This window comes from Geodermatophilus sp. SYSU D00697, assembly GCF_054050175.1.
Genome location: NZ_JBJGYV010000017.1, coordinates 78,403 through 91,948, shown reverse-complemented (window position 1 = coordinate 91,948; position 13,546 = coordinate 78,403). Strand labels below are relative to the sequence as shown.

Here is a 13,546-nt window from a genome sequence, read left to right as displayed (position 1 = left end):
CTCCCGGGGATCAGCTGGTGGCGCGCTCCAGGGTGACGAGGACGCCCTCGACGCCCCCGGGGCCGATGCGGCCCTTCACCTCGACCGACGTGATGGCCCGGAGCTGCCACCCCTGCCGGGCGTGCTCGTTGAGCACCTTCTCCAGCTTGTCACCCGACATCTTGCCGCCGATGAGCCCCTCCCGGAGCTCGACCACCTTGTACTCGTAGCGCTGCGTCACGGGTTCCTCCTGTCGTCGGGGGCTGTCCACCCCGATGATGCCGGGATGGACGTGCTGAGCAGCCGGATCCTGCTGCGGCCGAGCGACCCCGCGCGCTCCCGGGCCTTCTACCGCGACGTCCTGGGGCTGGCGGTCTACCGCGAGTTCGGGCCGCGGGACGACCCGGGGCAGGTGTTCTTCCTGGGCAACGGACTGCTCGAGGTCTCCGGCCGCGGGGAGGGGGCGCCGCGCGGGCTGGCGCTGTGGCTGCAGGTCCGCGACGCCGCCGCGGAGGTGGCGCGGCTGCGCGCGGCCGGCGTCCCGGTGCTGCGCGAGGCGCGCACGGAGCCGTGGGGGCTGGTCGAGGCGGAGGTGGCCGATCCCGACGGCGTCCGCATCGTGCTCGTCGAGGTGCCCACCGACCACCCGCTGCGCCGCGACCCGCGCTGAGGGCGGGCGGCGCTAGGCGTTCCCGGCGGGGGCCTCACCGGCGGGCCGGTCCTCGGGCGGCTGGCGGCGCACGAGGTCGGCCACCGACTCCTCGAGCCGGGCCCACGTCGCGCTCCACTCCACGAGCGGCTCGAGGATCCGCTCGAAGACGGCGAGCTGCTCGTCGAAGGCCTGCAGCTGGGCCGTCATCGCCTGGATCTGCTGGCGCTGGCCCCGCACCGCCTTGTCGATCGCCTTCAGCTGGGCCGCCGAGAGGGCGCCGGGCGGGGAGGGCAGCCGCGGCAGGGAGAACGGGACGGCACCGGCGGCCAGCCCCCGGGCGCGGTCGGTGAACGCGCGCAGCTGGGTGACGAACTCCTCGACCGACCGGCCGACCCGGTTGCCCGACCCCGGTTCCCGGTTGCCGTCCGGCTGCTCGCTCATGCGGTCCTCCTCGCGTCGTCCCGGCTCCCGGTGGCCGGGTCCCCAGTCTCCCGCCGCGGGCGGTGCTCCCGCGCCCTCCCGCGTGCCACGCTGGTGCCGTGGTCGCCGCCGCCTCCGCCGTCGCCGTCCTGCACGCGGCCGTCGTCGTCGTGATGCTGGCCGGCGCGCTGCTGGCCCTGCGCTGGCCGCGGCTGGTGCTCGTGCACGCGCCGGTGGCTGCCGCCGTCCTCGCGGTGCACCTGGCCGGTGCGCCGTGCCCGTTGACCGAGCTGGAGCTGGCGCTGTGGGCACGGGCCGGGGTCGAGCCCTACACCGGTGGCTTCCTGGGCCACTACCTGTTCTCGCCGCTGGGCCTGCAGGCCGGCAGCGCGGCGGTGCAGGCCGGGACCTACACGGTGGCGCTGCTGCCCAACGCCGTCGGCTACGGGTTGCTCGCCACCCGCGCGCTGCGCCGGCGCGGCCTGTCCGGCCCCGGCGTGAGCGGCTGACCCCGGGTGGTGCCGCCGGGAGGCGGCTCCCGAGCCGCGTGCCGGGTCAGGAGTCGTCGTCCCGCGGCTAGGGTCGGAGGGTGCCGGAGCCGACCGCAGGGGGCGCCGTGGGCGGAGCCCGGACGCTCGCCCGGGTGTACCGGCGCTTCGGTGAGGTCGACGCCGCCGCGACCTCGCCGCTGTACCAGCGCGTCGCCGTCGCCCTGAGCGGGTCCGACGAGGCGTTGCGGGCCATCGAGGCGGTGCCGGCAGGCAAGCGGCACCCCGCGGTGGTCCTCGCGGCGCTGCACGACCTCGCCCTCGCCGGACGCGCCCCGGCGCTCGCCGCGGCCTACGCCGCTGGGGACGGCGACGCGGCCGCCGGCGCGGCGATCGACGCGCTCCTGCGGATGACCGACGCGGTCGTGGCCATCGCGGTGCGCCGGCGGCTGCGGACCGACGAGACCGGACGCTGCGCCGTGCTGTACCCGGCCATCGCCGAGGCGGCGCGCCGGGTGGGCGCGGATGCGGTCGGGCTGATCGACGTCGGCTGTTCGGCCGGGTTCAACCTGACCGTCGATCGCGTCGGCATCTCCTACGACGACGGACGATCGCTGGGCGACCCGTCCTCTCCCGTGCAGCAGTCGGCCTCGATCGTGGGCCACCGGTCCGTGCCGGTCCGGGCGATGCCCCCGTTCCTCGCCCGGATCGGCATCGACCCCGACCCCCTCGACGTGACCGACGCGGACGACGCCCGGTGGCTGCGCGCGTGCCTGTGGCCGGGTCGGCGGGAGCGGGCCGCGAGGCTCGACGCGGAGATCGCGTTGGTGGCGACGGCGCCTCCCGTGCTGCTGCGGGGGAACGCCGTCGAGGTGCTGCCCGAGGCCTTCGCCCGTGTGCCCGCGGACGCCCTGCCGGTCGTCACCACGACGTGGGCGCTGTCGCGCCTCCCGCTCGAGAGCCGCCTGCGCTTCCTCCACCGCCTCGACGAGGCGGCGGCCGGACGGACGGTGGTGTGGGTGTCGGCGGAGGGGGTCGGGGTCGCGCCGGCGATCCCGACACTGGGCGATCGCCGGGCCTCCGGCCACAGCACCATCGGACTGGCGGTGTTCGAGGGGTCGGCGCTGCACGCCGAGGCCGTCGGCCGCTGCTGGTCGCGGGGCCGCCTGCTGTCGTGGCTCGCGGACGACTGGTCCCCGACGTCCCCCGAGCGGTCATCGGCACCTCGGGTCCGCATCGGACCCCCCGGCTTGTCCCCCGGCCGTCTCGACACCTAGCCTGCTGGCGTGGCCGGACGACTCATCGGGTGCGGACTCGTCGGCGGATGACTCTCGAGCCGGCGGGTCCGTGGCACTGCTCTCGAGAGCGACCACCCCGCCGACCAGGGGCCTCGCGAGGCCCGGAGGACCACATGCTCCCCCGCCCCGACCACACCCGGGATGCAGCGAAGCTGCACGTCACCGTCACCGACCTGCTCGGCGCCCAACGCGTCCTCACCATGGTGACCGGACGCAACTACCGGCTCACCCGCTTCGATGCCGAGGAAGCGGGCGCCGGGCGCTGGCGGGTCACCCTCGACCTGGTCGCCGTTCCCGACCAGGTCGAGCTCCTGGAAGCCCGGCTGCACCGGTTCCCCAGCGTGCTGGCCGTCGACGTCGACCGGGGTGGCGCCCTGGCCGCGACCGCGTGACGCGCCCGCGTCGACGCCCCGTCGGCGGCACCCACCACATCGACCGACCGCCCGGAGCGCCAGAGGCACCGGGCACTGGCCACCGGGCCGCCTGAGGGCCACCCTGGGGGTGGACAGGGATCGGCCGACCCGGGGAGCTCCACGCCGCACCGTCAGGAGGCAGCCATGGTCGTGGTCAGCGAGAGCCCGCACGAGGCGGTCGTCGTCGACCTCCGCCAGGCCTGCATCGACCTGGCCGAGGCCCGCGCCGTGCAGCGGCGGTTCCCCACCCCGGAGTCCTCGGCCCGCGTCGACCGCTGCCGCGCCCGGATCGACGAGCTCCTGGACCTGTGGAACGAGGTCGGCGACGACGGGTGAGCCGGTCGCTCAGGAGCCGGTCATCGCGCGCAGCGTCTCGGCGTTGCGGACGGCGTGGCCGTACCCGTCGTTGTTGAAGTACACGTAGACGTCCCGCCCGGCCTCGGACCACTCCCCCACCCGGTCGGCCCACCAGCGCAGGTCGGCGTCGGGGTAGGAACCGGCGTAGAGGTGCCCGGCGTCGGGCCCGTGCATCCGGACGTAGACGAACGGCCCGGTCGCCCGCAGCACGCAGGGCAGGCCCGCACCGCTCATCACGCAGTAGGCCGCCCCGTGCCGCTCGAGGAGCGCGAAGACGCCCTCGTCGTGCCAGCTGGGGTGGCGGAGCTCCACGGCGACCCGCATCCAGTCCGGGAGCAGCGACAGGAAGAACTCCAGCCGCTGGTCGTCGCGCTCCTGGGTCGGGGCCAGCTGCACGAGCAGGACCGCGCGCTTGTCGCCGAGCTCGTGCCAGCACGCGGTCAGCCGGCCGATCCAGGTCTCCGGCGCGTAGAGGCGCTTGGCGTGGGTGAGCCCGCGCGGCGCCTTGACCGACAGCTGGAACCCCGGCGGGAGCCGCTGCCGCCAGCCCGCGAAGGTCGCCGTCCGGGGCCAGCGGTAGAAGCTCGCGTTGAGCTCGACGGTCCCGAACCGGCGCACGTAGTGGGCCAGCCGGTCGCGGGGCGGGGTCCCGGGCGGGTAGAGGACGCCGTCCCAGTGGTCGTAGCTCCAGCCCGACGTCCCGATGTGCACCGCCACGGGCGTCCTCCTACCCGCTCAGCGGCGGCGTCCCGCCAGCGCGGTGAGGCCGGCCAGCAGCCGGCCGTGGGAACCGGGCGCGAGCCGGACCAGCAGGTCGGGGACGACGGCGCTCCAGCCGACCAGCTGCCGGGGCCGGCGACGCTCCACCGCGGTCAGGACGACCTCCGCGGCCTTCGCCGGGTCCATGGTGAGCAGCCGGGCGAACTCCCGCTTCCCGCGCTCGCCCTCCTCGGCCGGCACGCCGGAGCCGACGCGGGCGTTCTCCGCGATGCGGGTGCGGATGCCGCCGGGGTGCACGCAGGTGACGCCGACGCCGTCCTCGGCCAGCTCGGAGCGCAGCGCCTCGGTGAAGCCGCGGACGGCGAACTTGCTGGTGGCGTAGGCCGCCTGACCGGCCGGCGCCATCAAGCCGAACAGGCTCGAGACGTTCACCAGGTGCGACCCCGGGTGGGCCTTCAGCGTCGGCAGCAGCGCGTGGGTCAGCCGGACGACGGCCCGCAGGTTGACCTCCTGGACCTCCTCGAACTCCCCGAGGGTCACCTGGTCGAACCGCCCGCCCAGAGCGATCCCGGCGTTGTTCACCAGGAGGGTGACCTCCGGGTGCGCCGCGGCGAGGGTCGCGGCCGCCCTCCGGGTCTCCGCCGGGTCGGCGAGGTCCACGACGTACGTGGTCACGGCGAGCGCGGGGTGCGCCGTCCGGATCCCCCGCGCGACCGTCTCCAGCCCGTCGGCGTCCCGGTCGAGCAGCACCAGCGAGCTGCCGCGCCGGGCCAGGCCCGAGGCGAGCGCGGCGCCGATGCCGCCGGCGGCGCCGGTGACCACCGCCGTCCCGCCGGCGAACCGGTACGGGGCGAGCCTCACGCGGCGACCTCCTCGGCGGCCCGGGCCGGCTGCCGCGGGGCGAAGCGCACGCCCTCGTCCTCCAGCCGGCCGCGCCGCATGAGCAGCACGTCGCGCACGTAGTTCTGGTACAGCCGCCACGGCGCCCGCGAGCCCTGCTTGGGCAGGGCGGCGAGGCTGCGCTGGACGTAGCCGGCGGTCAGGCCGATGAACGGCTCGGTGCCGCCGCCGGGCGGGGCGACCGGGGTGCAGGTCGCGTATCCCGAGACGGCCATGTGCCGCAGCAGCCGGCAGACGTAGCGGGCGACGAGGTCGGCCTTCAGCGTCCAGGAGGCGTTGGTGTAGCCGATCGTCATGGCGAAGTTCGGCACCCCGGAGACCATCATCCCCTTGTAGGAGACCCGCTCGGACAGCTCGACCGGCTCCCCGTCGACGGTGAGGGTCATGCCGCCGATCGGCAGCAGGTTCAGCCCGGTGGCCGTGACGACGACGTCGGCCGCGAGCTCCTCGCCGGACTCCAGCGCGATCCCGGTCTCGGTGAACCCGGTGATCCGGTCGGTGACCATCGACGCCCGGCCCTCGCGGAGCGCACGGAACAGGTCGCCGTCGGGCACCAGGCACAGCCGCTGGTCCCACGGGTCGTAGGGCGGGCCGAAGTGCGTGTCGACGTCGAACCCGGCCGGGAGCTGCTTGCCGGCCAGCCGCTGGATGAACCGCCGCATCGCGGCCGGGCGCCGCCGGCTGAACTGGTAGGAGGCCATGGAGACCAGCACGTTCTTCCACCGCACCACCGGGTAGACCGCGCGTGCCGGCAGCCGGCGGCGCAGCGTGTCGGCCAGCGGGTCCCGGCCGGGCAGGGAGAGCACGTAGCTGGGGGTGCGCTGCAGCATCGTCACGTGCGCGGCCGTCTCGGCCATGCTGGGCACGAGGGTGACCGCGGTGGCGCCGCTGCCGATGACGACCACGCGCTTGCCGGCGAAGTCGAGGTCCTCGGGCCAGAGCTGGGGGTGCACGATCGGGCCGCGGAAGCGCTCCTCGCCGGGGAACCGCGGGCGGTAGCCCTCGTCGTAGCGGTAGTACCCGGAGCAGACCGACAGCCACGAGCAGGTCAGCCGCACCGTCTCGCCGGTGTCGGCGCGCTGCGCGGTGACCGTCCAGCGCGCCTCGTCGGTCGACCACTCCGCGGCGACCACCCGGTGACCGAACCGGATGTGGCGGTCGACCCCGTGCTCGCGCGCGGTCTCCTGGACGTAGCGGCGGATGGACTCGCCGTCGGCGATCGCCCGCGCCTCGGTCCACGGCTTGAACGAGTAGCCCAGCGTGAACATGTCCGAGTCCGAGCGGACGCCGGGATAGCGGAACAGGTCCCAGGTCCCCCCGATGGCCTCCCGCGCCTCGAGGACGGCGTAGCTGCGGTCCGGGAGCTCGCGCTGCAGGTGGCAGGCCGCCCCGATCCCCGACAGGCCGGCGCCGACGATCAGGACGTCGACGTGCTCGGTGGCGGTCTGCTCGGCGAGCTCGGTCATGGGCGCTCCCTGGCGTTCGGCGGTGACCGCCGCCACGGTACTCGACACGGTGTCGACTGCGCCGACTCCACGTCGAACGAGCGGGGTCAGCCGTCGGTGCCGTAGATGGCCCGCAGCCAGACGGTCAGCAGGACGTCGATGAGGTCGTCCTCGGCGACGGCGGGACGGTGCCCACCCAGCGTCACCTGGACCACCCGCTCGTTCATCCAGTTCAGCGCCACGGCCAGGTCGCGTGCCGGCGGGCCCGCGGGGGCGGCGCCGCGCGCCCGCTCGGCCTCGATGGCGGCGGCGGTCTCGGCGACGAAGCCCTCCATCACCTGCGACCACAGCTCCCGCACCTCGGCACTGCCGGCGAGCAGCTCGGTCGCCGCCGCGGTCAGTGCCCGGTGCGCGCGGAAGGTGTCCCGGACGGCGACCAGCGCCGCGCGCCAGCCGGCCCGCGCGTCGTCGGCGGCGCCGGCCAGCGCAGCGGCCCGCAGCTCGCGCGCCTCGGCCACCACGCGGTCGAGCAGCGCGAGGACGACGGCCTCCTTGGAGGCGAAGTAGAAGTAGAAGGTCGGCCGCGAGATGCCGGCGCCGCGCGCGAGGTCGTCGACGGAGATCTCGGCCAGCGGCCGCTCCCCCAGGAGCCGCTCGGCGGTGGCCAGCAGCGCGCGCTCCCGGTCGTCGCCGGAGGGCCGGCGGGCCCGGCGCCCCCGGCCGGGGGCGGCAGCGGGGAGCGGGGCGGCCACGGCCGCGACCCTACCGACGCCCGGGCGGCCCGGACGCCGGCGGCGGACGACGTCCCCCGCTCAGGGGAGCCGCCAGACCGTCGTCCGCCGCAGGCCCGGCCCCTCGGTCTCCGGGATCTCGTACACGGCCTCCGCGGCCAGCCGCTCGTGCGGCAGGTACGGCCGGCCCGGATCGCCCACGTACACCTCGACCCCGCCGGCACGGGCGCGGTCGAGGAAGGGCAGCACCCGCTCGGTCATCTCGCGGTCGTAGCAGACGTCCCCGGCCAGGACGACCTCGACGCCGCGCAGCTCCCGGCCCAGGACGTCACCGGTCACGCTGATGCCGGAGACCCGGTTGAGACCGGCGTTGACGCCGATCGCCGTCCGGCTGAACACGTCGACGTCGCTGGCCAGGACCGACCGGGCCCCGGCCAGCCGGGCGGCGATGGCGACCAGGCCGCTGCCCGAGCCCAGGTCGAGCACCGCCCGGCCGGCGACCACCGCGGGCCGGTCGAGCACGAACCGGGCCAGCGCCTGCCCGCCCGGCCAGGCCGCGGCCCAGAACGGCGGCGCCTCACCGGCGCCCCCGCCGGCCTCCATGGCCTCCCAGAGCGCGACGACGTCGTCGGCCACGTGCAGCCGGACCTCCGGCACGGACGACGGCCGCCGGACCTGGGTGTGGGCCCGGACGAACCGGGACGGGACGACTCTCACGCCCGGCAGTCCACCACCCGTGCCCCGGGCTCCGGTCACCCGACCGGCCACCGTCGCTCCGGGCACGCCCGCCGGCCGGCGGGTCAGGGAGCGCCCGGGGGACCCGGCGGCGGCGTGCGCGGCGCCCGCCGGGGCAGGTGGTCGCGGCACCACCGCTCGCAGTCGGCCAGCAGGTTGCCGGTCGAGATCGGCCGGTCCAACGAGGCCGCCCCGGTGCGGCGCGTGCGCTCGGGCGGCCGCGCCGCACCGGAGTCGGGACCCTGCTCGACGGCGCGCCGCTCCACGCTGCGCCTCCCCGCTCTCGGCGGTCGGTGGTCCTCCACCGTCCCGCGTGTCGGTCCGGATCGGCCTCGTCCACGACGGGCCCGGCCACCAGGGTGCCCGAGCCCGTCGACGCGGAGGGCCGCACCCCTCCCTGGGAGGCGTGCGGCCCTCAGCGTGCGGCTCTGAGCAGGCAACGCGCGTCTCGGGACGCGCGCGGTGTCGGCTCAGTACCAGCCGGTGGACTGCGAGTGCGACCAGGCCCCGCACGGGGAGCCGTAGCGCTTCTCGATGTAGATCAGGCCGGCGTCGATCTGGCGGTAGCCGTCCGAGGTCTTGGCGATCCCGGTGCCGGCCCAGGTCGAGTCGAGGAACTGCGGGATGCCGTAGGCGGTGCTGGAGGGGTTCTGCGCGTTGGGGTTCCAGCCACTCTCCTTGCCCCACAGCTTCTCCAGGCAGCTGAACTGGTCGCCGCTGCCGACCTTGCTCATCGCGTAGTCCTTGAAGGACCCGCTGCGCGCCGGGGCGGCGGCCGCGGCCGGGGCAGCGGCGGCGGCAGCCTGGGCCGCCTGCGCGGCCTGCTGCTCGGCGGCAGCGCGCTCGGCGGCCTCCCGGGCGGCCTGCTCGGCGGCAGCGGCCTCGGCGGCGGCACGCTCGGCGGCCGCGCGCTCGGCGGCCTGGCGGTCGAGTTCGGCCTGGTCGGCCGCGGCCTGCGCCTGGGCGGCGCTGGCCTGCGCCGCCTCGCGCTCGCTGCGGGAGGCGGTCAGACCCTCGAGGGGCGCGAGGTCGGGCGCCGAGGCCGTGGCGGGGTCGGCGGTGATGCCGAGCTGCTCGGCGACGCTCGTCGAGGCGCTGACCGTCGCGGTCTCGGCCTCGGCGGCCGGCTGACCGGTGGTCAGCACGTTGACCGCGATGGCGCCCGCGGCCGCGGTGGCCAGCAGGATCGCCGGGCGGCGGCCCCGGGCCGGCAGCCGCAGCCGGCGACGGGGAGCGGCGGAGGGGAGCTCCGCGGTGGCGGGCTCGGCGGTGGCGATCTCGGCGGTGGTCGGCTCGCCGGCGAGGGCGTCGGCGTCGGTGGGACGCGGGAACTGCGACGTGCGGGAGTTCATGGGGGTTCGTGTGCTCCGGGGGCGTGGGGGCGCGCACGAGCCGGTCCTCAGCGCAGTGAGGTCAGCCCGCGGTGCGGCGGTCGACGTCGGGTGCCGGTGGCGGTCGGGAGGGACGCGCGGCGCCGGCGGTCGCGGGTCAGCGGGACAGGCGGGCCGGGGAGGAGGCGCGAGGTGCGCGCGGCCGGGAGTCCCTGCGAGCCGCGAGGGCCCGTGGGCGAGGCATGCGGATGCTCTCCGTTCCTTCCGTGGCCGCCTACCGAGTTAGCTGACGGGTTCGGGCGGGAAGGTGCCCTACCTGCCCTCCGAGCGGGGCTCGGCGGGCAGGACTCACCCCAGGACTGCGGTGGGTCCCCGGCTCGCGTCCACGGGAGGCGGACACGACTCGGCGGCGTCCGGCCAGGCTCCCCGGATGGGGACGCACGACCGACCGGACGCACTCACCGTAGGGGCCGTTACCGTGCCGTGACAATCCCAGGGGTCACATCGGTTGCGTGAGGTACCTCGCGCGTGCGTGCCGGCCCCGGCGGAATACCCAGGCCGTGGGACCGTTGCACCCAGCAGTAGTTGCGCTCTCAACCACCTGGAGCACGAGATGCAGTTCGGGATCTTCTCGGTCAGTGACATCACGACCGACCCCACGACGGGGCGCACGCCCAGCGAGGGTGAGCGGATCAAGGCGATCCTCACGATCGCGCAGAAGGCCGAGGAGGTCGGGCTGGACGTGTTCGCGCTCGGCGAGCACCACAACCCGCCGTTCTTCTCGTCCTCCCCCACCACCACGCTGGCGCACATCGCCGCCCGGACCAGCACCCTGCAGCTGTCGACGGCGACCACCCTGATCACCACGAACGACCCGGTGAAGATCGCCGAGGACTACGCGATGCTGCAGCACCTGGCCGACGGCCGGGTCGACCTGATGATGGGCCGCGGCAACACCGGGCCGGTCTACCCGTGGTTCGGGCAGGACATCCGCAACGGCATCCCGCTGGCGGTGGAGAACTACGCGCTGCTGCGCCGGCTGTGGGACTCCGACGTCGTGGACTGGTCCGGCCAGTTCCGCACCCCGCTGCAGGGCTTCACCTCCACCCCGCGCCCGCTGGACGGCGTCCCGCCGTTCGTGTGGCACGGCTCGATCCGCTCCCCGCAGATCGCCGAGCAGGCCGCCTACTACGGCGACGGCTTCTTCTCCAACCACATCTTCTGGCCCAAGGAGCACACGCAGCGGATGGTGGAGTTCTACCGCCGGCGCTTCGAGCACCACGGCCACGGGTCGGCCGACCAGGCGATCGTGGGCCTGGGTGGGCAGGTGTTCATGCGCAGCAACAGCCAGGACGCCGTGGACGAGTTCCGGCCGTACTTCGACAACGCGCCCGTCTACGGGCACGGCCCGTCGCTCGAGGAGTTCACCCGCGAGACGCCGCTGACCGTCGGCAGCCCGCAGCAGGTCATCGAGCGCACCCTCGGCTTCCGGGACTACGTCGGCGACTACCAGCGACAGCTGTTCCTGGTCGACCACGCCGGCCTGCCGCTGAAGACCGTCCTGGAGCAGCTGGACATCCTCGGAGAGGAGGTCGTGCCGGTGCTGCGCCGCGAGTTCGCCGCGGTCAAGCCGGCCCACGTGCCCGACGCGCCGACCCACGCGTCGCTGGTCGCCGCCCGGGGCGGGGCCGTGGCCAGCACCGTGCACGCCACCGGCGACGACGTCACCGGCCGGTCCGTGGAGGCGGTTCCCGACGAGGTGACCGTCCGATGACCACCCGCACCCTCGCCGTGGTCAGCGCCGGGCTGTCGACGCCGTCGTCCACCCGGCTGCTGGCCGACCGGCTCACCGCGGCCACCGTCGCCGCCCTGCGCGAGCGGGGCGACGACGCGGCCGTGGAGGTCGTCGAGCTGCGCGAGCACGCCCGCGACCTGGCCGACCACCTGGTCACCGGGTTCGCGAACGCAGCGCTGCAGGCGTCGGTCGACACCGTCGTCGGCGCGGACGGCGTGATCGCGGTGACCCCGGTGTTCTCGGCCTCCTACAGCGGCCTGTTCAAGACCTTCTTCGACGTCGTCGACAAGGACGCCCTCACCGGGACGCCGGTGCTGCTCGGTGCGACGGCCGGCACCGCCCGGCACTCGCTGGTCATCGAGCACGCGATGCGGCCGCTGTTCGCGTACCTGCGGGCGATCGCCGTCCCCACCGGGGTGTTCGCCGCCTCGGAGGACTGGGCCGGGGCCGGCGGCGTGGACCAGGCGCTGGCCGCGCGGATCGACCGTGCCGCCGGCGAGCTGGCCGACCTGGTCACCGGCAGGCCGGCGGCGGCGCGCCGCCCGGCCGACCCGTTCGAGGACGTGCCCTCCTTCGAGGAGCTCCTCCGGGGCACCTGAGCCCACCGCACCGTTCGGGCCCCCTCCGCGGCAGCGGAGGGGGCCCGACGGGTTCCCCGGGTCAGGCGGTGGGACCGCCCGTGCGTCCGGACGGGCCCGGTGTGCCGGTGCCCACCCCGCCGCCGCGCTCGGTGGAGTGCCGCGCCACCGGCACGCCCTCCGGCGCCTCGGGGGCACCCTGCGGGACCGGAGCCGCCGGCGGGACGGCCGGCTCGGGGCGGGCCCGCAGCCGGCCATAGGGCAGCACCAGGCTGGCCAGCAGGACGACGGCGAGGATGATCGCCCACACGCCGCTGTACGGGGTCCAGGAGTTGGTCAGCAGCAGGAACGCCGGCAGGGCCGTGGTCAGCACGCCGGCGACGACGGCGATCGCACCGGTGTAGCGGGTGAGGTCCTCCCGCTTGAGCCCGAGGACCAGCCAGAACAGCGTCCAGAGCACGGCCCAGTAGAGCCAGATGACGCCGAAGCCGGGGTCCCGCGGTTCGAAGTAGAAGAAGTTCAGCCCGGCGTACACCACCGCGCAGACGGCGACGAAGGCCGAGAACCAGCCCAGGCCGGTGCCGTCGAGGTTGCCCAGCAGGTTGATCCCGACGTAGAGGTACGTGAAGCCGAACAGGTAGATGCCCCCGGCGAAGAGGATCGCGGCCGTGTCCCCGCCGGAGGTGAGGATCAGGTAGGTGGGCGTGAACACCTGCAGCGCGCCCACGAACAGGTTCAGCGGCGCCGCCGCCCGCGGGTCCACCCTCCCCAGCAGCATCAGGCCGTTGACGATCAGGACGGCTCCGACGTACAGCAGTCCGACAGCTCCCATGTGCACTCATCTCCTCGGGTCCCGCAACGGTGCGGACGTCCCCCGTGACGGATGGCGGCGGCGCGGAGGCGCCGGCCGGAAGCGGCGCGACGGCCGCTGCTCGCAGCAGTCAGGAGAGCGGGGCGCGCGGGCGGCAGGCGCCGGCGCGCCCCGGGACGGCGACCGGTGCCAGGGCGGCCCGCGTGGTCGGGTGCAGGTCCGGGGCCATCTCGACCTCCTGCCGGTCGGGACGCCGAGGCCGGCTCGGCGCTGCTCACGACCGATCGCCGGACAACGATGGCGCTGGTCCCCTGCCGCGTCAACGGGCCGGGCGATCCCCCGCCACGTCGTCGGGACCGGTGCCGTCCTCGTCCTCCTCGAGGGCCTCGTCGAGCAGGGCGGCGAGCCCGTCGAGGGAGCGGTGCGGGCCGGTGCGGCGGACGACGACCGGCTCGGGCACGTCGTCCTCGTCCTCGGCCAGCGCCTCGGTCAGCTCGTGCGCCGCCCGCAGTGCGGCCTTGCCGAACCGCTCGGTCGCCTGGTGCCGCTCGATCGGCGGCGGTCCGTCGGTCACGACTCCTCCCGGGTCACGGTCGGTGAGGCCCTCCCCCGGTTCGGGGACGGCACGCGGGGGTACACCCCGGTCCGGCCTCGAACAACCGGTGGCCACGGAGGCGGAGACGAAGGAGCGATCCGTGGAGCACCGGGTCGAAGTGAGCTGGACGTGCACGCCCTGCGAGGTGGGCGGTCAGGACGCACCGGAGGACGGTGATGCCGACCCGACCTGCTGGAACTGCGGTGGCCCGGTCGTCGTGACCGCCCGGCCGACCGTTCGGCGGCTCCCCGACCGGGCGGCCGCCTGAGGCGGGGATCCCGGTCGGGGAGCCGGTCAG

Annotated in this window: 18 protein-coding genes and 1 riboswitch; of the genes, 7 read left to right on the top strand and 11 right to left on the bottom strand. The window is 75.5% G+C overall.

The window, feature by feature from the left end:
- Positions 1-10: 10 nt before the first annotated feature.
- Positions 11-220 (bottom strand): DUF4177 domain-containing protein, encoded by a 210-nt coding sequence (locus ACI79C_RS15960; protein WP_456946646.1) that lies wholly within the window; start codon positions 218-220, stop codon positions 11-13.
- 45 nt (positions 221-265) lie between these two features.
- Between ACI79C_RS15960 and ACI79C_RS15955 the strand changes: the two genes are divergently transcribed.
- Positions 266-649, top strand: coding sequence for a VOC family protein (locus ACI79C_RS15955; protein WP_456946645.1), 384 nt, complete (start codon positions 266-268; stop codon positions 647-649).
- 12 nt (positions 650-661) lie between these two features.
- Here the strand turns inward: ACI79C_RS15955 and ACI79C_RS15950 are convergent, their stop codons facing one another.
- Positions 662-1,072: a hypothetical protein gene (locus ACI79C_RS15950; protein ID WP_456946644.1), complete on the bottom strand. Its 411-nt coding sequence runs from the start codon at positions 1,070-1,072 to the stop codon at positions 662-664.
- Between the two features lie 98 nt (positions 1,073-1,170).
- On the opposite strand from ACI79C_RS15950, the gene ACI79C_RS15945 reads away from it, so the two are divergent.
- The 4 genes from ACI79C_RS15945 to ACI79C_RS15930 all read left to right on the top strand — a co-directional run bounded on the left by ACI79C_RS15945 (position 1,171) and on the right by ACI79C_RS15930 (position 3,586).
- Positions 1,171-1,560, top strand: coding sequence for a DUF2784 family protein (locus ACI79C_RS15945; RefSeq protein ID WP_456946643.1), 390 nt, complete (start codon positions 1,171-1,173; stop codon positions 1,558-1,560).
- An 80-nt stretch (positions 1,561-1,640) separates the two neighbouring features.
- The gene (locus ACI79C_RS15940) at positions 1,641-2,816 is read left to right on the top strand and encodes a DUF2332 domain-containing protein (protein WP_456946642.1); all 1,176 of its coding nucleotides are present in this window, start codon (positions 1,641-1,643) and stop codon (positions 2,814-2,816) included.
- Between the two features lie 134 nt (positions 2,817-2,950).
- Positions 2,951-3,229 carry a hypothetical protein gene (locus tag ACI79C_RS15935; RefSeq protein WP_456946641.1) on the top strand — a complete coding sequence of 93 codons (279 nt, stop codon included), beginning with the start codon at positions 2,951-2,953 and terminating at the stop codon, positions 3,227-3,229.
- Positions 3,230-3,394: 165 nt separating this feature from the next.
- A complete protein-coding gene (locus ACI79C_RS15930) occupies positions 3,395-3,586 on the top strand; it encodes a hypothetical protein (protein ID WP_456946640.1) in 192 nt (63 codons plus the stop codon).
- Positions 3,587-3,595: 9 nt separating this feature from the next.
- Here ACI79C_RS15930 and ACI79C_RS15925 read toward each other — a convergent pair whose 3' ends face one another.
- The 7 genes from ACI79C_RS15925 to ACI79C_RS15895 form a co-directional block, all read right to left on the bottom strand.
- Positions 3,596-4,324 carry a DUF72 domain-containing protein gene (locus ACI79C_RS15925; RefSeq protein ID WP_456946639.1) on the bottom strand — a complete coding sequence of 243 codons (729 nt, stop codon included), beginning with the start codon at positions 4,322-4,324 and terminating at the stop codon, positions 3,596-3,598.
- Positions 4,325-4,342: 18 nt separating this feature from the next.
- Positions 4,343-5,188: an SDR family NAD(P)-dependent oxidoreductase gene (locus ACI79C_RS15920; RefSeq protein WP_456946638.1), complete on the bottom strand. Its 846-nt coding sequence runs from the start codon at positions 5,186-5,188 to the stop codon at positions 4,343-4,345.
- On the bottom strand, positions 5,185-6,693 hold the full coding sequence (locus tag ACI79C_RS15915) for a flavin-containing monooxygenase (protein WP_456946637.1): 1,509 nt from the start codon (positions 6,691-6,693) through the stop codon (positions 5,185-5,187). The genes ACI79C_RS15920 and ACI79C_RS15915 overlap by 4 nt, the downstream gene beginning before the upstream one ends.
- 86 nt (positions 6,694-6,779) lie before the next feature.
- Positions 6,780-7,424: a TetR/AcrR family transcriptional regulator gene (locus ACI79C_RS15910; protein ID WP_456946636.1), complete on the bottom strand. Its 645-nt coding sequence runs from the start codon at positions 7,422-7,424 to the stop codon at positions 6,780-6,782.
- Between the two features lie 60 nt (positions 7,425-7,484).
- Entirely contained in the window at positions 7,485-8,120 is a 636-nt protein-coding gene (locus tag ACI79C_RS15905) for a class I SAM-dependent methyltransferase (protein ID WP_456946635.1), read from the bottom strand.
- An 83-nt stretch (positions 8,121-8,203) separates the two neighbouring features.
- A complete protein-coding gene (locus tag ACI79C_RS15900; protein ID WP_456946634.1) occupies positions 8,204-8,404 on the bottom strand; it encodes a hypothetical protein in 201 nt (66 codons plus the stop codon).
- Between the two features lie 204 nt (positions 8,405-8,608).
- Positions 8,609-9,490: an aggregation-promoting factor C-terminal-like domain-containing protein gene (locus ACI79C_RS15895; RefSeq protein ID WP_456946633.1), complete on the bottom strand. Its 882-nt coding sequence runs from the start codon at positions 9,488-9,490 to the stop codon at positions 8,609-8,611.
- A gap of 235 nt (positions 9,491-9,725) precedes the next feature.
- Positions 9,726-9,874: riboswitch (cyclic di-AMP (ydaO/yuaA leader) on the bottom strand.
- A gap of 208 nt (positions 9,875-10,082) precedes the next feature.
- Here ACI79C_RS15895 and ACI79C_RS15890 point away from each other — a divergent pair.
- On the top strand, positions 10,083-11,243 hold the full coding sequence (locus ACI79C_RS15890; RefSeq protein WP_456946632.1) for an LLM class flavin-dependent oxidoreductase: 1,161 nt from the start codon (positions 10,083-10,085) through the stop codon (positions 11,241-11,243).
- On the top strand, positions 11,240-11,863 hold the full coding sequence (locus tag ACI79C_RS15885; RefSeq protein WP_456946631.1) for an FMN reductase: 624 nt from the start codon (positions 11,240-11,242) through the stop codon (positions 11,861-11,863). Before ACI79C_RS15890 ends, ACI79C_RS15885 begins: the two co-directional genes overlap by 4 nt.
- A 61-nt stretch (positions 11,864-11,924) precedes the next feature.
- Here the strand turns inward: ACI79C_RS15885 and ACI79C_RS15880 are convergent, their stop codons facing one another.
- Entirely contained in the window at positions 11,925-12,674 is a 750-nt protein-coding gene (locus ACI79C_RS15880; protein WP_456946630.1) for an AmiS/UreI family transporter, read from the bottom strand.
- A 298-nt stretch (positions 12,675-12,972) separates the two neighbouring features.
- Entirely contained in the window at positions 12,973-13,227 is a 255-nt protein-coding gene (locus tag ACI79C_RS15875) for a hypothetical protein (protein ID WP_456946629.1), read from the bottom strand.
- Positions 13,228-13,546 lie beyond the last annotated feature (319 nt).

Excerpts from the sequence above, each read along its gene's own strand:
- ACI79C_RS15955 (WP_456946645.1), top strand. The coding sequence starts at position 266 with ATGGACGTGCTGAGCAGCCGGATCCTGCTGCGGCCGAGCGACCCCGCG.
- ACI79C_RS15950 (WP_456946644.1), bottom strand. The coding sequence starts at position 1,072 with ATGAGCGAGCAGCCGGACGGCAACCGGGAACCGGGGTCGGGCAACCGG.
- ACI79C_RS15935 (WP_456946641.1), top strand. The coding sequence starts at position 2,951 with ATGCTCCCCCGCCCCGACCACACCCGGGATGCAGCGAAGCTGCACGTC.
- ACI79C_RS15930 (WP_456946640.1), top strand. The coding sequence starts at position 3,395 with ATGGTCGTGGTCAGCGAGAGCCCGCACGAGGCGGTCGTCGTCGACCTC.
- ACI79C_RS15915 (WP_456946637.1), bottom strand. The coding sequence starts at position 6,693 with ATGACCGAGCTCGCCGAGCAGACCGCCACCGAGCACGTCGACGTCCTG.
- ACI79C_RS15895 (WP_456946633.1), bottom strand. The coding sequence starts at position 9,490 with ATGAACTCCCGCACGTCGCAGTTCCCGCGTCCCACCGACGCCGACGCC.
- ACI79C_RS15890 (WP_456946632.1), top strand. The coding sequence starts at position 10,083 with ATGCAGTTCGGGATCTTCTCGGTCAGTGACATCACGACCGACCCCACG.
- ACI79C_RS15885 (WP_456946631.1), top strand. The coding sequence starts at position 11,240 with ATGACCACCCGCACCCTCGCCGTGGTCAGCGCCGGGCTGTCGACGCCG.
- ACI79C_RS15880 (WP_456946630.1), bottom strand. The coding sequence starts at position 12,674 with ATGGGAGCTGTCGGACTGCTGTACGTCGGAGCCGTCCTGATCGTCAAC.